The organism is Caballeronia sp. KNU42, from assembly GCF_053760385.1.
This window is the reverse complement of the sequence record NZ_CM132388.1, coordinates 3354853-3375214: the sequence shown is the minus strand read 5'-3', so window position 1 is coordinate 3375214 and position 20362 is coordinate 3354853. Positions and strand designations below refer to the sequence as shown.

The following is a 20362-nucleotide window of genomic DNA, read 5'->3' as shown; positions in this document are numbered from 1 at the left end:
CCCATTACTTGCTCGTGCCGCGCGCTGACGCGGCGCCGGACGCTGACGCGCCTCGGGCTTCGGCTTTTTGTTCGAGTCGCTCGATGCGCTTTTCGACGCGCGCGAGCGCATCCCGGGCTACCGACAGTTCGTCATTGAACGTGTCGAGGGCGCTGCGGCGCACGAGTTGAGGTTGTTCGTCGAGCAGGTATTCGGCTACCGATTCAAGCAGGTTCCGTCCCGAGCGGCGCGCCTGTTCACCCGCCTTGCGAACAGTCGAGCCTATCCGATGAGCCGGGCCGTCGCCAATCACGCGGGCCAGATCTTCTTCGGGCTCCCAGCGCAGATGTTCGGCCAGCTTCGCGATCGTGGTCGCGAACTCCGCATCGCCTTCTATGCGGACGTGTTTCATAACAGCGGCCTGTCCCCCTTGCAGGAACGCGGGAACGGCGTCGGCGGGGATGGTAAGGGTCACGTCGAAAGTGCGCGCTTCGGTTTCGTCGACAGCGGCAATCAGCCCGTCCGGCTGGACCATCAGCAACAGCGAAAACGGTGAGAGCGCCAGCCGCGCGGTCTTGCCGGCGTAGGGCGTGAGACGCTCGCGCGCCCAGGATTCGCGCGCGAGCACGTGGTTCACAGCAGCCGCGAACGCTTTCGATGCGGTTCTGGCTGCGGCCTGAGTGGCAGAAGGTACTGCTGGGGGGGCAAATTCGTCTGCGTGCGTCATCGGCTCTGAGATGAAAAAACCCGCGCAAGCGGTCACTCGCGCGGGTTTCTATTCTACCTTTGCAACCGGCGTTATCGTTTGGCCCCCGGTACCGCGAACATCGCGTTAGCCCTAAGGCCTACCCTCCAACGCCCGGATGACCGGCCTTTCAGCCCGCCATGCGACCAATTAGCTGACCTGCTGAATCCCGGCCAGCAACCAGCCTTCATTGCCGTATTTCTGTTTCGACAGGTTCCAGATCTCGATGAACGGCTCGGCAGCCGCACCTTCCGTTTCGCGAATCAGGCCGTGGAAACGCACGCTTGCAAGGCTTTCCGTGCCGCGCTCCTCAACGCCCAGGATGTCGGCGTTAAGTTGCACGACGTCGGTGCGGTTCGGCTGCGTACCGCGTGCATCGATGTCCAGCTTCACTTCCGCGAACATTTCCGGCGTGGTGAATTCGCGGATGTCGTTGGAGTTGCCGCGGTCCCATGCATCCTGCAAGCGCACGAAATAAACCTTCGCGTTACGCACGAACGCTTCGCTGTCGAAGCCCGCGGGCACGTCGACGTGAGGTGCGGCCTCGACCGTGTTCGCACTGCCCAGCGCAGCAGCGGACGGACCATAACCACCCGATGCTGGCGACGGCGCGTAACCGGGTTCATATCCGGTACGTGCCGACCCGCCGAACGGCGAACCCGCGCCGCCGGCCGCATACGCCGGCGTATTGGCGTTTTTCCTGCGGTTCATGATGAAGCGGAACAGCATCACAGCGGCCATGACGATCAACGCGATCATGATCATGTTCGCCATTGCACCGGCGAACGCGCCGCCAAGGCCGAAGTGCGACAGCAGCGCGGCGATGCCAAGACCTGCGGCGAGACCGGCGAGCGGACCCATCCAGCGGTTACGCGCCGGCTGCGCGGCCGCGGCGGCAGGTGCCGCTGCCGGTGCGGCACGCTGGGCATTGCCGGCCTGGCTCGGCTGCATGGACTGCGAGGGCGGCGTGGCTTGATTTTGCTGGGCTGCGGACGTTGATTGACGGCCCATGCTGCGGCCGCCACCCATGCGCCGCGCCTCTGCATCTTCAGCGATCAAAGCACCGGCCATGATTACGCCAGCCAGCGCAACAACCCCGGCTTTCCTGAAAAATGACTTCAGGAAACCCCGAGTTTGGGGTAAGCGCGAATCGGACATTTCGAATCCTTCTAAAAGTGGAACACTAAAATTTGGTCCCGACGTGTAACGCTACCACGCCACCTGACAAATTGTAATATTCGACTCGATCCAATCCCGCGCGTTCCATCATTATTTTTAAGGTTTCCTGATCCGGATGCATCCGGATCGACTCCGCGAGATACCGATAGCTATCTGCATCTTTCGCGAATTTGTCGCCAAGCCACGGCAAAAACTTGAAACTGTAGAGATCGTACGCTTTCTTTAACGGCTCCCATACTTTCGAAAACTCCAGGACCAGGACGCGGCCACCCGGCTTCAATACCCGGTACATTTCCGCTAACGCACCATCTTTGTGCGTCATATTACGAAGTCCAAAGGCAACTGTAATGATATCGAAATAATTGTCCGGGAACGGAATTTTCTCCGCGTCGCAGATCAGGGTGGGGGTGATCACACCCCGGTCGATCAGGCGATCGCGCCCGACGCGCAGCATCGATTCATTGATATCCGTGTGCCAGACCTCGCCTTTTTCACCCGCCTGTTTCGCGAACGCTTTCGCCAGATCGCCCGTCCCGCCTGCCAGGTCGAGGACTTTGTAGCCTGGGCGAACCTTCGCCTGGCCGATTGCGAAGAACTTCCACGCGCGATGCAGCCCGCCCGACATCAGGTCGTTCATCAAGTCGTAATTGCTTGCGACCGAATCGAAAACGCCCGCCACCTTCTTCGCTTTTTCCTGTTCGTCGACCGTTTCAAAACCGAAGTGGGTCTTGCTCATCGCGTTCGTCCTTAATTTGTTCGTGTTGTTTGGCCGCGCCTTGATATGGGCTTTCGGCCGGTTGCAGCGGCAAATTGCCGCTGCAAGGTGAAAAACAGTTAATGGCGGTGGCCGCCGGACGCTTTTGGCGTCATTGGCGCATCGCGGTCGATGCCTGCCGCTTCCAGTTTGGCGAGATAGTCTGCCCAGAGTTCATCCTGGCGGACCGCAAGGTCGTGGAGAATGTCCCAGGAATAGAGACCGGTATTGTGGCCATCGGAGAAAACGAGCTGCAACGCGTAGTGGCCGACCGGCTCAATCGCCTGGATCAGCACGTCGCGCTTGCCCGTTTGCAACGTTTCCTGTCCCGGGCCGTGACCCTGCACCTCCGCCGAGGGCGAATATACGCGCAATAGCTCGAACGGGATCCGATACGTCTGATCGTTCGCATACTGCAGTTCGAGGGCGCGCGTTTTCGAATGCACGACAATTCCCGTCGGAATCGGCGTTTGTTTGGTGAGTCCGCTCATGGTGAGCCTTTATTGAATCAGGTGGTCAGTTAGCCCGGGACGAAGGGTCAGCCGAACGCCAGCGCCATCTCGGCGCGCACTGCTTCGCGCAGCAGCGTGGCCTGCGCCCGGCGATTCGACAGCAGCGCCTGGGACACCGTGCGCTGGCGCGGCGCCCAAATGGGAAGCGGGAAACGGGAATCGTTGGAGTGGCGCGGAATGACGTGCCAATGAACGTGCGGAACCTGGTTGCCGAGGCTCGCCAGATTGATCTTCGCCGGCGCGATCACTCGCCGGATTGCGCGTTCCACGCCGTTCACCGCCGTCATCACCTTGAGGCGGGCGGCGTTGTCGAGATCGGACATCTCCGCCACGTGCGCATGCCAGATCACGCGGCAAAAACCCGGCCACTCGGGCTCATCGGCGAGGACGACGCGCACCGCGTCGTCCGACCACAAGACCTCGCCGCCGTCTTCACGGCAAAAGACACAGTCCATCATTTTCCTCTAGCGAAACAACCCCGATTCCGCTATTACACCAGCACGCGCTCGATACCGCCATCGTTAGCGCGCGCCACGTAGTCTTCCATCCAGCTCGCGCCGAGTACCTTGCGGGCAATTTCCACGACGATGTAATCCGCCTCCATGTTCGCGTCCTCGTTATAGCGCGACAAACCTTGCAAGCAGGACGGGCAGCTCGTGAGGATCTTGACGTCGGTTCCGGCGGATTGAGCGCCATCGCCTGCTTTTAGCACTGAACCCGGCGCAGCACCCGCCGTTCCCGCCGACGCGTTCGCCAGATTGACGCCGTTCGCGCCCGTTTCAGCCAGCAGCGGAATGTCGCGGAGCTTGGCTGCGCCCTTGCGGATTTCCTCTTCCTTGCGAAAGCGCACTTGCGTCGAAATGTCCGGCCGCGTGACTGCGAGCGTGCCCGATTCGCCACAGCATCGGTCATTCTTCTCGATCTTGTAGCCATCGTGTGCCGAACCCATGAGTTCGTTCACGAGCTTGACCGGGTCCATCGTCTTGATCGGCGAGTGGCAGGGGTCGTGATACATGTAGCGCGTGCCCGTCACGCCTTCCAGCCTGATGTTCTTTTCCAGCAGGAATTCGTGGATATCGATAATCCGGCAGCCCGGGAAGATCTTCTCGAATTCATACCCGGCCAGTTGGTCGTAGCAAGTCCCGCAGGACACCACTACCGTCTTGATATCGAGATAGTTCAGCGTATTGGCCACGCGGTGGAACAACACACGGTTATCCGTGACGATCTTCTCGGCTTTATCGAATTGTCCCGCGCCGCGTTGCGGATATCCGCAGCACAGGTAGCCCGGAGGCAACACCGTCTGCACGCCGGCTTCCCACAACATGGCTTGCGTGGCGAGGCCGACTTGCGAGAACAAGCGCTCCGAGCCGCAACCCGGGAAGTAGAAGACCGCTTCCGTATCCGATGTCGTGGTCTTCGGGTTGCGGATAATCGGGACAATCTTGTTGTCTTCGATATCCAGCAACGCCCGCGCAGTCTTCTTCGGCAAGTTGCCAGGCATCTTCTTGTTCATGAAGTGGATGACCTGCTGCGTCACCGCCGGCTTGCCGACCGTTGCCGGTGGTTTCGCCGTCTGCTTCTTCGCAAACTTCTTCAGCACTTCGTTGCCGAGGCGCTGCGCCTTGTAGCCGACGCCCATCATCGCCGTGCGGGCGAGGTTGATGGTCTGCGGATTGGTGGCGTTCAGGAAGAACATGCCGGCCGCGTTGCCGGCGTTGAACTTCTTCTTGCCCATCTTGCGCAGCAGGTTGCGCATGTTCATGGTGACATCGCCGAAATCGATCTTCACCGGGCACGGCGTCACGCACTTGTGGCAGACGGTGCAGTGATCGGCGACGTCATTGAATTCGTCCCAATGCTTGATGGATACCCCTCGGCGCGTCTGCTCTTCATACAAGAACGCTTCGACCAGCAGCGAGGTCGCAAGGATCTTGTTGCGCGGGCTGTAGAGCAGGTTGGCGCGCGGCACGTGGGTCGCGCAGACCGGCTTGCACTTGCCGCAACGCAGGCAGTCCTTGATCGAATCCGCGATCGCGCCAATATCCGACTGCTGCATGATCAGCGATTCATAGCCCATCAAGCCAAAGCTCGGCGTGTAGGCATTGCGCAAATCGGCGCCCGCCAGCAGCTTGCCAGCGTTGAAACGGCCTTGCGGATCGACGCGTTGTTTGTACTCTCGGAACTCGGCGATCTCGTCTTCCGTCAGGAATTCCAGCTTCGTGATGCCGATGCCATGTTCGCCCGAGATCACGCCATCAAGGTCGCGCGCCAGCTTCATGATCCGTGCGACCGCGACGTGCGCGTCCTGCAGCATCTCGTAGTTATCGGAGTTGACGGGGATGTTGGTGTGGACGTTGCCGTCGCCCGCGTGCATGTGCAGCGCGACGAAAACGCGGCCACGCAGCACCGTCTTGTGGATGTTCTGCGCTTCTTCGAGGATCGGCTTGAACTCGCCGCCATTGAAGATATGGCGCAATTCAGCGCGGATTTCCTGCTTCCAGGACACGCGAATCGTGCGGTCCTGGGCGACGTCGAATACGCGCACACCCGGCTGCGAGTCCACGCGATCCGCCAGCTTCTCGGCCAGCCCTTCATAGCCGAGCTGAACCATATAGTGCTGCGCTTCGCGCAACGGCAGATCCAGTTTTTCGCCGACGAACGTCCAGCGTTCACGCACGCGCTTCAACAGATCGAGCGCTTGCTGCACGCGGTCTTCGAGCAGCTCGGCGCTCGGGATCTCGTTCGCGTCGTCGCTCTTTCCGAGCGGCAGCTTGCCCGTCTTGAAGAACGTTTCGAGGGCATCGACGAGTTGCAGCTTGTTCTTGATCGACAACTCGATGTTGATCCGCTCGATCCCGTCCGTGTACTCGCCCATGCGGTTCAGCGGGATCACGACGTCTTCATTGATCTTGAACGCGTTCGTATGCTTGGCGATAGCGGCCGTGCGTGAGCGATCCAGCCAGAAGCGTTTGCGCGCTTCGGCGTTCACAGCGACAAACCCTTCGCCGCTCTTGCCGTTCGCCATGCGCACGACTTCGGACGTAGCCTGAGCCACGGCATCCGGATCGTTTCCGACGATATCGCCAATCAGCACCATCTTCGGAAACGCGTTGCGCTTGCTCTTGGTCGCGTAACCGACCGCGCGCAGATAACGTTCGTCCAGATGCTCGAGGCCGGCGAGAATCGCGCCGCCCTGCTTCGATGTCTCGAACAGATAGTCTTTGATCTCCACGATGCTCGGAATCGCGTCGCGCGCCTGGCCGAAGAATTCGAGGCAGACGGTGCGCGTATGCGCGGGCATCTTGTGCAGGATCCAGCGCGCCGATGTAATCAGGCCGTCGCAACCTTCCTTCTGCACGCCCGGCAGGCCCGACAGGAATTTATCCGTCACGTCCTTGCCGAGCCCTTCCTTGCGGAACTTGCTGCCGGAAATATCGAGCGATTCGGTGCGCAGCAATTTCTCGCCCGGTGCACGTGATCCATCGAACCAGTCGAGCCGGAAACGCGCCACGGGAATGTCGTGAATCTTGCCGCAGTTGTGATCCAGGCGCGTGACTTCGAGCCAGTCGCCTTGCGGATCGACCATGCGCCACCAGGCCAGATTGTCGAGCGCCGTGCCCCATAGCACGGCCTTTTTGCCGCCGGCGTTCATCGCGACATTGCCGCCTACACACGATGCATCGAGCGATGTCGGATCGACGGCGAACACGAAACCGGCGTGTTCGGCGGCTTCGGTCACACGGCGAGTGACCACGCCCGCGCCCGAGAAAATGGTCGCGACTTTGTGATCGACGCCCGGCAGATCCGTCATTTCGACGGGTCCAAGTTGTTCGAGCTTTTCCGTATTGATGACGGCCGCGAACGGCGTCAAGGGAATCGCGCCGCCCGTATAACCCGTGCCGCCTCCGCGCGGAATCACAGTCAAACCGAGTTCGAAGCACGCCTTGATCAAGCCGGCGATTTCCGCCTCGGTATCCGGCGTCAGCACGACGAACGGGTATTCGACGCGCCAGTCGGTTGCGTCCGTCACGTGGGAAACCCGCGACAGACCGTCGAACTTGATGTTGTCTTTCTCGGTGACCTTGCTGAACACCTTCGATGCTTTCTTGCGCAGATCGTAGGTTTGCTCGAACTCTTTCTTGAAATCTTCGACCGCGCGACAGGCGGCGCTGATCAGTATTTCCACGCGCGCTGCGCGGTCGCGTCCGGCATCGTCCTGATGCTGCGACAAATCCGCTTTGCGACGCTTTTCGATATCGCCCAGACGGTGATTCAACGCTTCGATCAGCAAGGCGCGGCGTTTCGGGTTATCGAGCAAATCGTCCTGCAGGTACGGATTGCGGCGCACGACCCAGATATCGCCGAGGACTTCGTACAACATGCGTGCCGAGCGGCCCGTGCGGCGTTCGCTGCGCAGGATGGCCAACGCGGCCCAGGCTTCCTCGCCCAGCAGGCGAATGACGATTTCGCGATCGGAAAACGACGTGTAGTTATAGGGAATTTCGCGCAGGCGCGGCTCGGTATCCAGGGCCACGGCATGCGCGGCGCCGTTCGGATCGAAGGCTTGGGGTGCGTTCATATTCGACAGTTCGGTGAGCCGGCGCTTGCGCTGAAAATGAAATCACGAGCAGCGCGATAGCCGGCAAAGCGCGGGGAGGCGCAGATTTTCGAGTGCTACTTTTTTGTGAAGGTGCCCGCCGGCAGGGGTTGGCGAGCGATGCAAAACCTTCGCGGTACCGGAATCAGCGCCACGATCGCTGATGGCGCGCATGCCGTTCCGAAGCCGCGTGGATAGCGCAGCAGAGCGCGCAGCACTCGCGTAGAGCGCCGCGGGGAACATGCGTCGAAAAGCCGGTCCGGGACTGCCGTTGCATCTTCCGATCCTGTATCGAAAAAGGAATTCTAACTCATCGGAATGTTTGCCGTTCGCAGCCGGTAGCAGGTTGAAGGGCTTTGTGCGTGCCGGTTTTGGACAGATTCTTGACCATTTTTTCGCGCGCCAGGGTTTCACCGGGAGCCAATGATCGGCTCCCGCTGGGCGGGTGTGGGAGGGCATTGCTTATGTCGCCCATGCCGCGCAATCGCCAATCTACGTTGCAGCCCGTACCAGCCGGGCAATACGCGCCATGATTGCATCAGTTTGGGCGGCCAATTGTTCTGCCGGCGGCGATACGGCTGCGCTCGCCACCGCCATGCGTAATGCCGGTACCCAGAGCGCAAACTGCCCGCCATAGCCCCATCCCAACACAACCGCATGGCCGTAAAGAAAGCCGGTGAACCACAAATAACCGTAGCCAATCTGGGTGACGGGCGTGACGTGCCAGCTTGCGGCACCACGGGATCTCGTGCTGTCGCCCACCCAATCCGCGGGGATCACCGCATGGCCTTGCCATTTGCCGTGTTCAGCCATGGTCCATATCACCTTCATCAGGTCGCGCGGGCGCAGTGCCAAGCCGGCGTAGCTCAGCGACCGGCCGGCGTTGTCGCGTTCCCATTCATAGCACTTGATGTCGAGCGGCGTGAAAAGGTCGCGATGAGCGATGTCCGCAAGGTCGGCCCCCTGTGCCGTTGCGAGAATCGACGAAATCAGGGCCACAGCGGGATCGTTGTAGGTCCAGGTGTGCGGACCCGCGGGATCAGCCGGGAGCGCGAGGGCCATGGAGACCAGATCGGGCGTGCTAATGAGTTCGTCATACTGCATTTGCCAGTCGTAGCTCAGCCCCGTTCTTCCCGAAAGGATCTGTTTGACCGTCACATTGGCTGCGGGCGAATCGGGCGCCATGGCAACCGGCCCCGGCAATAGTTCGCGAACCGTCGCCGATAAACCTCCCCGAATAACGCCACGTTGCAGTGCCTGCCCAACTAGGACAGAGGTCACGCTCTTGGTAATTGAATTGAGGGGTTGAAGGTCGTCCGCCGACGCGCCGCCGTAGTAACGCTCGCCGACCAGGAACCCATTGCGAACCACCAACAGGCTGCGAAGGCCGGGCTCTTGCGCGCCCTCCTCCAGTACGCAGGCCAGTACACGAGGGTCGAGACTGTGCTTTTCAGGCTTGTCCAACGGCCAATCCGCATGCTTATGCATATAAATAACCCAGCGTGAACAGTCGAAGCCACACGAACACATAGGGCAGGCATGATTTGGCTCACTGCATGCCGTCCCCGCCTCGATGCATTGAGTCATTCAAATCAGGCTGGAGATGGAAAGCCTCGAGGACTGGAACATCGGGTGTTCGTACATTCATATCAAGAATAGAACGCCGTACGCAGCGCACGCTTAATTGCAACAATCTTTGACGGTTTTGGCGAAAAGCGCATGCAGGCGGAATCCGGTGGTTGGCACAGTTGAGTTGGACCTGAGCGCGAAGCAAAGCCACCCGGACCGAAGCGCCGGCGAAACCCTGAGCTATCATTGACGTTTTCGCTCTCAAAATGGCGCGCACCCTGACCGCGCGAACGGCTCCGGAATGACACACCCCGATTACCTCAAGAAAGTCCTGACGGCGCGCGTCTACGATGTCGCCCGCGAAAGCGAGCTCGAACCCGCGCGCAATTTGTCCGCGCGGCTGCACAACTCGGTCTACCTGAAGCGTGAAGACAACCAGCCGGTGTTCTCGTTCAAGATTCGCGGCGCGTACAACAAGATGGTGCAGCTTTCCGCCGACGTGCTCGCACGCGGCGTGATTACGGCATCGGCGGGAAATCATGCTCAGGGCGTCGCGTATTCAGCCACGCGGCTCGGCTGCAAGGCGGTGATCGTCGTGCCGGTCACCACGCCGCAGGTCAAGATCGACGCCATGCGCGCGTTCGGCGGTCCGACCGTGGAGATCGTCCAGCACGGCGAATCCTATAGCGACGCGTACGGGCATGCCGTGAAGTTGCAGGAAGAACGCGGCCTGACCTTTGTGCATCCTTTCGATGACCCCGATGTCATCGCCGGCCAGGGCACCGTCGCGATGGAAATCCTGCGCCAGCATCAAGGCCCGATCCACGCGATTTTCGTCCCCATCGGCGGCGGCGGTCTCGCGGCAGGCGTCGCGGCTTATGTCAAAGCGGTGCGCCCGGAGATCCGCGTGATCGGCGTGCAAGCCATCGATTCATGCGCGATGAAGCAATCCATTGAAGCCGGCGAGCGCGTCACGCTGGCCGAAGTCGGACTGTTTGCTGACGGCACAGCGGTGAAACTCGTTGGCGAAGAAACGTTCCGGCTGTGCCGCGAGCTGCTCGATGAAGTCATTACCGTCGATACCGACGCCCTCTGCGCCGCGATCAAGGACGTCTTCCAGGACACGCGCAGCGTGCTGGAACCGTCGGGCGCGTTGGCGGTCGCGGGTGCAAAGCTATACGCCGAACGCGACGGGCTGGAAGCGCAGACGCTGGTCGCCGTGACGTCCGGCGCGAACATGAACTTCGACCGCATGCGTTTTGTCGCCGAGCGCGCTGAAGTGGGTGAAGCGCGCGAGGCGGTGTTCGCGGTGACCATTCCCGAAGAACGCGGCAGTTTCAAGCGGTTCTGCGAGCTGGTCGGCACACGCAGCGTGACCGAGTTCAACTACCGGATCGCCGATGCCAACGCCGCGCATATCTTCGTCGGCGTGCAGATCAAGACGCGCGGCGAAGCGGTGCAGATGGCGAATGCGTTTATCGAACACGGGTTTGCTACGGTCGATCTCAGCCACGACGAGCTCTCGAAGCAACATATCCGCTACATGGTGGGCGGCCATTCGCCGCTCGCGCAGGACGAACGCCTGCTGCGTTTCGAGTTTCCGGAGCGTCCGGGCGCGCTGATGAAATTCCTCTCGTCGATGGCGCCGAACTGGAATATCAGCCTGTTCCACTATCGGAACCAGGGCGCGGATACGAGCTCGATTCTCGTTGGCGTTCAAGTGCCGGCATCGGAGAACGTCGAGTTCGGGCAATTCCTCGCCACCTTGGGTTATCAGTGGTGGGACGAAGGCGCGAACCCCGTCTACAAGCTGTTCCTCGCCTGACGCGCGGATGGCATTCACGCTGGAAGACAAGCTCGTGGTCGCGATTTCATCGCGGGCGCTGTTCGACTTCGAAGAAGAGAACGAAGTCTACGAAGCCGGTGACTTGCGTGAATACGAAGCGCTGCAGCGTTCGCGGCTTCATGTGCCGGCCAAACCCGGCATCGCGTTCTCGCTGGTCGAGAAGCTGCTCGCATTGAACGTGGATGGCGAACGGCGCGTGGAAGGCGTGATCCTGTCGCGCAGCGATCCTATCAGCGGTTTGCGCGCGTTCAGTTCGTGCAAGGAACACGGCCTCGCGATCGAGCGCGGCGTGTTCACGCGTGGCGAGTCGCCGTTCGGTTATCTGGAGCCGTTCCGGGCGTCGCTGTTTCTGTCCGCCAATTCCGCCGATGTCCGCGATGCCCTCGCCGCCGGCTTTCCCGCCGCGACGGTCGTGCCGCGAGCGCCGCTTGCCGCGAGCCGGTATCCTGACGAGATACGCATAGCTTTCGACGGCGATGCCGTGCTTTTCTCCGATGAAGCCGAGCAAGTGTTCCAGGCGCGGGGTTTGCCGGCATTTGTGGAACATGAAGTCGGCAAGAAGGATCTGGCGCTGGCGAACGGACCGTTGAAACCGTTGCTGGAAGCGCTTCACAAGCTGCAAAAACTCAGCCACGACACCACGCGAATGCGCATTCGCACGGCGCTTGTCACCGCGCGATCGGCGCCCGCGCACGAACGGGCGATCCGGACGTTGATGGCCTGGAACATTGAAATCGACGAAGCGATGTTCCTCGGTGGATTGAACAAAGGCCCGTTCCTTGGCCAGTTCGAACCCGACTTTTTCTTCGACGACCAAATTGGCCATTGCGAGTCGGCCCGCGTCGTGACGGCGACGGGGCACGTTCCGAGTGGCATATCGAACGCATCATCATGAATACGCCCGAACAGTCCTCCCTTGGCAAGCCGGTCCACTACAGCGAACAGTACGATCCGGCGCTGCTTTTTCCTATCGGCCGCAAGCAGGGACGTGAAGCGCTTGGGCTCACGGGTCCGCTGCCGTTCTTCGGCACCGATATCTGGAATGCCTATGAGCTTTCGTGGCTGAACAAGAAAGGCAAACCGCAGATCGCGGTAGCGACGTTCATCGTGCCGGCGGATTCGCCGAATATCGTTGAGTCGAAGTCATTCAAGCTGTATCTGGGATCTTTCTCGCAGACGGCTTTTGAGTCTATCGACGAGGTTCGTGCAGCCATTCGCAAGGATGTTTCCGCGGTGTGCGGCGCGAACGTGTCTGTTCAGCTTGTCCCGCCGTATGAGTTTGGCGTGAAGCTCAAGATGGAAGAGTTTGAGAGTTTGTCGCTGGATCGGCTGGATCTCGATACCGATGTTTATGCTCCAGATCCTTCGTTGCTGCGCGCGTCTTTTGGCGAATCGCCGGTTGATGAGACGCTGTTTTCGAACTTGCTGAAATCGAATTGCCCCGTGACCGGGCAACCGGATTGGGGCAGCGTGCAGATTCGTTATGTCGGTGTGCCAATTGATCACGCTGGATTGCTGCGATATATCATTTCTTATCGCGAACATACCGGGTTTCACGAGCAATGCGTCGAACAGATATTTCTCGATGTGATGCGTGAATGCAAACCGGAACGTCTTGCCGTTTATGCGCGATACACACGGCGCGGCGGACTGGATATCAATCCGTTCCGGACCAACTTTAATCTGCCATTGCCGGATAACGCACGGCTTGCGCGGCAATAAAAGCATTCGCGCCGGTGCCGGCATTTGACCGGCCACCGGCGCGAACCAATCGGCCTTAAGCCTTCTTATAAGCCACGCAATCCACTTCAACCTTGCAATCGATCACCATCGATGAAACCACGCAAGCGCGCGCCGGCGGATGTTCACCGAAGTACTCTTTGAAGACCTTGTTAAACGAAGCGAAGTCGCGCGGATCATCAAGCCATACGCCGCAACGAACCACATGCTCCGCGCCATACCCGGCTTCCTTCAAAATCGCGAAAACATTCTGAATCGCCTTATGCGATTGGGCCACGATTCCGCCCTCGATCACTTCGCCATTTTCCATCGGCGTCTGGCCTGAAACATACAGCCATCCATCCGCTTCAACCGCCCGCGAAAACGGCATGACCGCGCCGCCCTGCCCCTTTCCGCCTTCTACGCCATATCGTTTCATTGCCTATCCTCAACGTTAATCAAAAGTGCCCAAGCGCATCGAGTCTGGAACCCTCGCCACGCGCCACAAAATGTCCCGCTCTCAATCCCGTCACGGCGCCATCGAGATACGACAGCACCCCATTCACCCAAACCGCATCGATCCCGTCAGCCGTTTGCCTAGGTTCGGCAAACGTCGCGGTATCTATGACCTTGTCGGCATCGAAGAGCACCAGATCCGCGTGATATCCCACCTGAATCTGACCGCGCTCCGACAACCCAAACCGCCGCGCCGATAACCCCGTCATCTTCCGCACCGCTTCCTCGAGCGGCACCAGCGACGTGTCGCGCGCGTAATGCCCGAGCACCCGCGGAAACGCGCCCCACAAGCGCGGATGCGGCAACGGGTCGTTGGGCAAACCATCTGAACCAACCATGGTCGCCGGATGCGACAGGATTCGCCGCACATCGTCCTCCGACATGTTGTGATACACCGCGCCCGCCGGCTGCAAGCGCTTGCCCGCCTCCTGCTGCGTCACGTTCCACTCGGCGGCCACGGCCGAAATCAGCTTGCCGGCCATCTCCGGATGCGGTTCCGACCACGTAATCGTGATGTCGATATCGCCGGTAACCTGCTTCAAATCGAGCGTCGATGAACTCCGGTTGTACGGATAACAATCGCACCCGACCGGCTGCCCTTCCCGCGTGTTTTCAAGCGACTTCAACACCTCGACGCTGCGACCCCAGTTCGATGGCCCCGCGCACTTCAAATGCGAAATCACGACGGGAATACGCGCGTGTTTGCCCACGCGATACGCCTCGTCCATTGCATCGAGAATTGCATCGAATTCGGTGCGCATGTGCGTGGTGTACAGCGCGCCCGCGTTGGCCAAAGGCTCGGCCAGCGCCATCACTTCTTCCGGCGGTGCGCTGAACGCAGAACCATAGGCAAGACCGCTGCTCAATCCAAGCGCGCCATGCGCCAACGCTTCTTCCAGCTGAGCCCGCATGCCATCGATTTCCGCCGATGAAGCCCCGCGATCCAGCCGATCCATATGGTTGTTGCGCAACGCCGTGTGCCCGATCAACGCGCCCACATTCACGGCCGGCCGCGCCTCATTCACCGCATCGATATAAGCGGCGAACGTCGGGTACTGGAAGTCGCCCTGAGCGCCGAGCAGGTTCATCGGATCGGGTGGTTCGCCTTTCAGCGTCACCGGCGACGCGCTAATCCCGCAATTGCCGACAATCACTGTCGTCACGCCCTGCGATATCTTCGGCAGCATCTGCGGCGAGCGGATCACGTGGGTATCGTCGTGCGTATGGACATCGATAAAACCCGGCGCCAGCACTCGCCCTTCAGCCTCAACGACGTTCTCCGCCGTCCACCCGCTCAGCTCGCCGATCGCGACAATCCGGCCATCCCTCACGGCCACATCGCGCTGAACTGCCGGCGCGCCCGTTCCGTCGATCATCCGCGCGCCTTTGATCAGCGTATCGACGTGTTCTCCATCCGATGCCATGCTTTTATCTCCTGAATATCCGTGCGTTTTTCCAAGCGCAGATCAATCGCCCAACGGCTGCCGTTCGTCCCCACCGCCGCCCCGATAAGCATCCAGCGCGTGTTTCATGCGCCGCAAAAGCTCGCGGCTCGTCTCGCCCTGCTTCACGGCCAGTTCGGTGACCAGCAGGTCGAGCGCCATCAACATGGCGTAGCGGGACGTCGATGGCTTGTAGATAAAATCCGTTTCGTTCGCGATGATCGGAATCAGCCAGTCGGCCAGTTGCGCCAACGGCGACGCGGGCGCGGTCAGTGCAATCACGCGCGCGCCATATTCCCGCGCGATCCGGCAGCTCTCCACCATTTCAGGCGTCTGCCCCGTCACCGATAACGCCACCACGACATGCTCTCGCGAAAGCGTGGCGGCGACCATCCGCTGCAGCAATCCATCCTGATACGACGCCACCGGCCGCCCCAGCCGGACCAGCCGAAAGCGCATTTCATCGGCTAACGCGGTCGATCCACCGCCCATGCCGAAGACGTAGATCATCTGCGCATCGGCGAGCGCATCGGCGGCGGCGGCAATCGGCGCCGCTCGGAGCGCACCGCGATTGTGCGCAAGCGTAGTATGGATATCGTCGAAAATACGGGCGGCGAGTGAATCGGCGGGGTCCTCAATATCGGTTTCATCGTACGAAGCACCGCGCAAGAACCGTTGACCGACCGCCGCCGCCTGCGCCAGCCGCAATTTGAGCTCGCGCACGTCCTGGCATCCGACCGCCTTCGCAAAGCGCGTCACGGTCGCAATGCTGACCTCGGCTTTTTTTGCGAGCGCGCCGATGCTGGCACGCGATGCACCGGTCAAATCGTCGAGAATGAGCGCCGCGACCTTCCGTTCCGCCGAACGCAATTCCGGCGCGCGCTCGGCAATCCGGGCGACGATGTCAAAGGCGGCCGGTTCGGACGAAACGTTCATCGAGACCCTTTTTAAGCAAACGTGGTACTAAATAACAATTTCTCAGGCATCGTACTTTCTGTACCATTGTAGAGTCAATCTCGATATTGCATCGGACACAGCAAAACAAGCCCCTGACTCTATACAAACGAACGATGGAGTAGCAGCACATGAAAGTTACAAACTATCAAAGCGCGACAATCGACCCTTTCGGCAAGGGTCTGGGCATGGTGCCGGGCGTCAGCGTGCATCTGGTGGATGCCGCGCGCCTTGACTGGAATCTGCTGGACGAGGACGTGAGCCTGCCGGCCGCCGTGCTGTACGCGGACCGGATCGAGCACAACCTGAAGTGGATGCAGGCCTTCGTGGCCGAATACGGCGTGAAGCTCGCGCCGCACGGCAAGACGACCATGGCGCCGCAATTGTTCCGTCGCCAACTGGACGCCGGCGCGTGGGGCATTACGCTCGCGACCGCGCATCAGGTGCGCGCGGCGTATCGAGGCGGTGTGTACCGCGTGCTGATGGCAAACCAGCTGGTCGGCAAGCGCAACATGGGCATGATCGCGGAGCTGCTGACCGATCCCGGTTTCGAGTTCCATTGCCTCGTGGATTCGGCGGACAACGTCGATCAGCTCGGCGCGTTTTTCAGCGATGTGAACAAGCACGTGAACGTGCTGCTCGAACTCGGTGTGGCGGGCGGCCGGACCGGTATTCGCGACGACGCACAGCGCGACGCGGTGCTGGCAGCCATTGCACGCTGGCCCGATGCCGTGAAGCTCACGGGCGTCGAAATATATGAAGGTGTTTTGCAGGACGAATCGAAGGTACGAACGTTTCTGCAGAACGCGGTCGACGTCACGCGCAAGCTGGTCGCCGACGGCAAGATTGAACGCAAGCCGGCCATTCTGTCGGGCGCGGGATCGGCGTGGTACGACGTCGTCGCCGATGAATTCGCCAAAGCGAATAGCGATGCAATCGAAGTGATCTTGCGTCCAGGCTGTTACCTGACGCACGACGTGGGTGTGTACAAGAAAGCGCAGAACGAAATTTTCGCGCGCAATCCGATCGCGAAAAAGATGGGCGAAGGGTTGAAGCCGGCGCTGCAATTGTGGGCCTACGTGCAGTCGATTCCGGAGCCGGATCGCGTGATCATCGGCTTGGGAAAACGCGATGCCGCGTTCGACTCCGGCATGCCCGAACCCGCGCGCCACTTCCGTCCCGGCACGCAATGGCCGCGCGATATCGAAGCGGATGAAGGCTGGGAGATCTTCGGCATGATGGATCAGCACGCCTACCTGCGGATCAAGCCGGGCGACGACATCAAGGTCGGCGACATGATCGCGTTCGACATCTCGCACCCCTGCCTCACGTTCGACAAATGGCGCCAGATCCTGGTCGTCGATACGAAATATCGCGTGAAGGAAGTGATCGAAACGTCGTTTTAAGCTTCGTCGGGAAGAGCGGCACTGTCCGTGCCGCTGGCCTCGGCCGTTCCCGCGGCCACTTCCTGAATCCGTTGCTCCAGCGCGCGCAACGCGTCGGAGAGCGCTTCGACGGCATCGTCGGGAAGCGTCGACAGCGTCTCGTGAAGGAACTCGTTGCGGCGCGGCATGCCGGCTTCGGTCACGGCTCGGCCGGCATCGGTGAGAATCACGTTCGATACCCGGTTGTCGCGCTGGTCGACACTGCGCGCAATCCAGCCCAGCGTCTCCAGCGTTTTCAGTTGCCGCGTGAGCGCGCCCGGGTCCACGCGCAACCGCTCCACCAGCCGCTTCTGCGACAACTCGCCCGCGTGCTCATGCAGCGCGAGCAGGATACGCCAGCGCGGCATCGGATGACCGACCTGCGACTCGAACGCCTGCATGAACACACGATAAGTGCGCCCGAACTGGTGTATGAAGGCAATACGTTCCGTTTCGTCCATGCTGGTTGATTCCCGGCTGACCGCTTTAATGCTGGTTGCTTCAGTGTTGCGCGTTTGCGTGTCGTTCGCGGCCGTGGTGCCCGCGGCGCCCTTGGTTTCCGATATCGAACTCATTCGGCCACTATCGACGGTTCGATTTTCGCGCCCTTCAAACGCACTGTCGGTACGCGACGCGATTGCCACACAGCCAGTACCGCCACCAGCGCCGCCACCGCCAAACCGATGTGGATAGCCGCAACCAGGGATTCGCGCGCTGATTCAAGCAGCATCGCGCCGTTATGACCGGCGTTCGCGAGTTGCGAAAGCAACGTGGTCTGCGCGTCATGGTTGATCAGGATCTGCGGATCGCTCAGGTCGCTGAGCCAGTGAGTGGCGTTGTCTTTATCGAGTGCGAGTTGCACGCCGCTCGCATACAGATGGCCGATCAGCGTGCCCGTCAGCGCCGTGCCGATCATCCCGCCAATCATGCGCAGCGACTGCAGCAGCGCCGTCGCAATCCCCAGATGCTCGCGTCCCGCGGTCAACTGCGCGAACACGGTGAGGTTCGGCATGACAAAACCCAGCCCCATTCCGCCCAGCACCATGAACACCATCAACAGCGGGCGCGGCATTGAGCGCGTGGCGATCACCACGCCAAGACACGCGACCGCGAGCAGCGCGAAACCGACGAACAACATGGCGTTGGGATTCTTCACGCGCGTCACGATCCGGCCGTTCACGATACTGCCGATCGTGATGAACACCACCAGCGGCGTGATCATGAGACCGGCGTCTTTCGGCGACATCCCAAAACCGCCCTGGAACAGCAGCGGCGCGTAAAACAGCAGCGAAAACATCGAGAAACCGCCGAGTATCGCCAGCGTGAAGAGCGCGGACAGACTCTTGTTGCGGAACATATCGACGGGAAGAATGGCGTAATCGCAGCGCCGTTCCCACTTCCAGAGCGCGAAACCGGACGCAACGCTCACAACCAGCAACATCAGCGACTCCGCCGACAAGCCGTGCTTCGGCAACATTTCGACAAACAGTTGCAGCGAACCGAGCGCAATCGCGATCAGGCCCGCGCCCGGCCAGTCGAGACGCATCTTGCCTTCATGCTTGACGTGTCGAAGATGCGGCAGGAAACGCCAGACGAAAAACACCGATAGCAGGCCGACGGGCAGATTCACGTAGAACACGGAGCGCCAGCCGTAGTATTGAGTCAGAATCCCGCCAAGCGACGGACCGACCGCGTTCGCAATACCGAACGCCGAACTCATCATCACTTGCCAGCGAAGGCGCACGACGGAGTCAGGAAAGAGATCGGCGATGCAGGCAAACGCAGTGCCGACCAGCATGCCGCCGCCAATACCCTGAAGGCCGCGTGCAAGCACGAGGAACAGCATGTTGTTGGCGAGGCCGCAAAGCGCGGATGCAACGGTGAACACGACGATTGACGCGATCACGAATGGCTTGCGGCCGTAATAGTCGCCGAGCCGGCCGAAAATAGGCACGGTGATGACAGACGTGAGCAAGTATGAAGTGGCGACCCAGGCGTAGAGGTCAAAACCCCTGAGTTCTGCGACGATGGTCGGCAATGCCGTCCCGACCACGGTTTGATCGAGCGCGACCAGCATGGTCACGAAGCAGACGCCCAGCATCGCCATCAGCGATTCGCGAAACGGGAGCACTTGTCCTGCGGAGTGATGCTCGGCAGTATGAACGGCCATTTTTTTGATACCGCAATGATTGACTTGTCAACAGAACGGGAATCATAGCACGGTGAAAGGCTCTAATCTGAGGCCAGACGCCTTCTCAACCCTTTACAAAATTCGCCATGGAACCGACGCCAATCGCCGCTTCGCCTCTATCGCAGGAAGATCTTGCTTCCTTGCGCCGCGCCAAGGAAGCGCTGGAAAGCCCGTCGCTCACGATGAAACTGGCGAGCCTGGTCGGCTCGCCCATCGAGAAGCTGATGGCGAAAATGCCGACCGTCGCGCAGGAAAAAATCGACGATGCGACTCAGGCCGCACTGAAGAAATGCCTGCAACTCGCGTTGCGCACGCTGAGTAAAAGCACCATCGACGGCGTCGTCCTGCCGCCCGAAAAGCCGCATAACCTGATGCACAAACTGGCCGTCGCAACTACCGGCGCGGCTGGCGGCGCGTTTGGGCTGTTCGCGCTGCCGGTGGAATTGCCTGTCACCACCACGCTGATGTTTCGCTCCATTTGCGACATTGCGCGCAGCGAGGGCGAAGACGTGCATCTGATCGAAACGCAGTTGCAATGCCTGATGGTGCTCGGCATGGGCGGGCCGAGTTCGAGCGACGACAACGCCGATATCGGCTATTTCATCGTGCGCGGGACCTTGGCGCAGTCGGTATCGAAGGCGACGAGCGAGATTGCGTCGAAGGGTTTGAGCGGACACGGATCGACCGCACTGCTCAAGTTCTTGCAGACGGTGGCGTCGCGGTTTTCGGTGCAGGTGAGCGAACAAGTCGCCGCCAAGTCCATTCCGGCAATTGGCGCAGTGCTGGGCGCCATGGTCAACACAGTCTTCATGGATCACTTCCAGCAGATGGCGCACGGGCATTTCACGGTGCGCCGGCTGGAGCGCCAATATGGGCAACTGGCGGTCGAGCGCGCGTTTCAGACCATCGATATAGCGAGCGGGAAGTGAACC

Annotated in this window: 17 protein-coding genes; 5 read left to right on the top strand and 12 right to left on the bottom strand. The window is 60.5% G+C overall.

Features of this window, described 5'->3' with window-relative positions:
* Positions 1 to 4: 4 nt before the first annotated feature.
* From ACSOSP_RS15255 to ACSOSP_RS15225, 7 genes are all read right to left on the bottom strand, one after another.
* Positions 5 to 706, bottom strand: coding sequence for a ubiquinone biosynthesis accessory factor UbiJ (locus ACSOSP_RS15255; RefSeq protein WP_455307941.1), 702 nt, complete (start codon positions 704 to 706; stop codon positions 5 to 7).
* A 168-nt stretch (positions 707 to 874) separates the two neighbouring features.
* Positions 875 to 1882 carry a Tim44 domain-containing protein gene (locus tag ACSOSP_RS15250; protein WP_455307939.1) on the bottom strand — a complete coding sequence of 336 codons (1008 nt, stop codon included), beginning with the start codon at positions 1880 to 1882 and terminating at the stop codon, positions 875 to 877.
* A gap of 25 nt (positions 1883 to 1907) precedes the next feature.
* Positions 1908 to 2639 carry a bifunctional demethylmenaquinone methyltransferase/2-methoxy-6-polyprenyl-1,4-benzoquinol methylase UbiE gene (gene ubiE / locus ACSOSP_RS15245; protein ID WP_031357560.1) on the bottom strand — a complete coding sequence of 244 codons (732 nt, stop codon included), beginning with the start codon at positions 2637 to 2639 and terminating at the stop codon, positions 1908 to 1910.
* 98 nt (positions 2640 to 2737) lie between these two features.
* Positions 2738 to 3148 carry a gamma-butyrobetaine hydroxylase-like domain-containing protein gene (locus ACSOSP_RS15240; protein ID WP_455307937.1) on the bottom strand — a complete coding sequence of 137 codons (411 nt, stop codon included), beginning with the start codon at positions 3146 to 3148 and terminating at the stop codon, positions 2738 to 2740.
* A gap of 47 nt (positions 3149 to 3195) precedes the next feature.
* Positions 3196 to 3624 (bottom strand): HIT family protein, encoded by a 429-nt coding sequence (locus tag ACSOSP_RS15235; RefSeq protein WP_455310984.1) that lies wholly within the window; start codon positions 3622 to 3624, stop codon positions 3196 to 3198.
* 35 nt (positions 3625 to 3659) lie between these two features.
* Entirely contained in the window at positions 3660 to 7751 is a 4092-nt protein-coding gene (locus ACSOSP_RS15230; protein WP_455307935.1) for a DUF3683 domain-containing protein, read from the bottom strand.
* Between the two features lie 510 nt (positions 7752 to 8261).
* Entirely contained in the window at positions 8262 to 9233 is a 972-nt protein-coding gene (locus ACSOSP_RS15225; RefSeq protein ID WP_455307933.1) for a serine hydrolase domain-containing protein, read from the bottom strand.
* A gap of 406 nt (positions 9234 to 9639) precedes the next feature.
* On the opposite strand from ACSOSP_RS15225, the gene ilvA reads away from it, so the two are divergent.
* The 3 genes from ilvA to queF are packed head-to-tail and all read left to right on the top strand — an operon-like array spanning position 9640 to position 12906.
* Complete coding sequence (ilvA, locus tag ACSOSP_RS15220; protein ID WP_455307931.1) at positions 9640 to 11163, top strand: threonine ammonia-lyase, biosynthetic; 1524 nt, start codon at positions 9640 to 9642, stop codon at positions 11161 to 11163.
* A gap of 7 nt (positions 11164 to 11170) precedes the next feature.
* Positions 11171 to 12079, top strand: coding sequence for a 5'-nucleotidase (locus tag ACSOSP_RS15215; RefSeq protein WP_455307929.1), 909 nt, complete (start codon positions 11171 to 11173; stop codon positions 12077 to 12079).
* Positions 12076 to 12906, top strand: coding sequence for an NADPH-dependent 7-cyano-7-deazaguanine reductase QueF (queF, locus tag ACSOSP_RS15210; RefSeq protein WP_455307927.1), 831 nt, complete (start codon positions 12076 to 12078; stop codon positions 12904 to 12906). Before ACSOSP_RS15215 ends, queF begins: the two co-directional genes overlap by 4 nt.
* A 55-nt stretch (positions 12907 to 12961) precedes the next feature.
* On the opposite strand, the gene ACSOSP_RS15205 is transcribed toward queF, so the two are convergent.
* The 3 genes from ACSOSP_RS15205 to ACSOSP_RS15195 are packed head-to-tail and all read right to left on the bottom strand — an operon-like array spanning position 12962 to position 15797.
* A complete protein-coding gene (locus ACSOSP_RS15205) occupies positions 12962 to 13342 on the bottom strand; it encodes a RidA family protein (RefSeq protein WP_455307925.1) in 381 nt (126 codons plus the stop codon).
* A gap of 19 nt (positions 13343 to 13361) precedes the next feature.
* Positions 13362 to 14843 (bottom strand): N-acyl-D-amino-acid deacylase family protein, encoded by a 1482-nt coding sequence (locus tag ACSOSP_RS15200; protein WP_455307923.1) that lies wholly within the window; start codon positions 14841 to 14843, stop codon positions 13362 to 13364.
* A 42-nt stretch (positions 14844 to 14885) separates the two neighbouring features.
* A complete protein-coding gene (locus ACSOSP_RS15195; RefSeq protein WP_455307921.1) occupies positions 14886 to 15797 on the bottom strand; it encodes a MurR/RpiR family transcriptional regulator in 912 nt (303 codons plus the stop codon).
* Between the two features lie 149 nt (positions 15798 to 15946).
* On the opposite strand from ACSOSP_RS15195, the gene ACSOSP_RS15190 reads away from it, so the two are divergent.
* Complete coding sequence (locus ACSOSP_RS15190) at positions 15947 to 17221, top strand: amino acid deaminase (protein ID WP_455307919.1); 1275 nt, start codon at positions 15947 to 15949, stop codon at positions 17219 to 17221.
* On the opposite strand, the gene ACSOSP_RS15185 is transcribed toward ACSOSP_RS15190, so the two are convergent.
* Positions 17218 to 17700 (bottom strand): MarR family winged helix-turn-helix transcriptional regulator, encoded by a 483-nt coding sequence (locus ACSOSP_RS15185; RefSeq protein ID WP_455310982.1) that lies wholly within the window; start codon positions 17698 to 17700, stop codon positions 17218 to 17220. The two genes, ACSOSP_RS15190 and ACSOSP_RS15185, sit on opposite strands and share 4 nt — an antisense overlap.
* Before the next feature lie 110 nt (positions 17701 to 17810).
* Entirely contained in the window at positions 17811 to 19409 is a 1599-nt protein-coding gene (locus ACSOSP_RS15180; RefSeq protein ID WP_455307917.1) for an MDR family MFS transporter, read from the bottom strand.
* 107 nt (positions 19410 to 19516) lie between these two features.
* Here ACSOSP_RS15180 and ACSOSP_RS15175 point away from each other — a divergent pair, with 107 nt between their 5' ends.
* Complete coding sequence (locus tag ACSOSP_RS15175; protein ID WP_455307915.1) at positions 19517 to 20359, top strand: EcsC family protein; 843 nt, start codon at positions 19517 to 19519, stop codon at positions 20357 to 20359.
* Positions 20360 to 20362 lie beyond the last annotated feature (3 nt).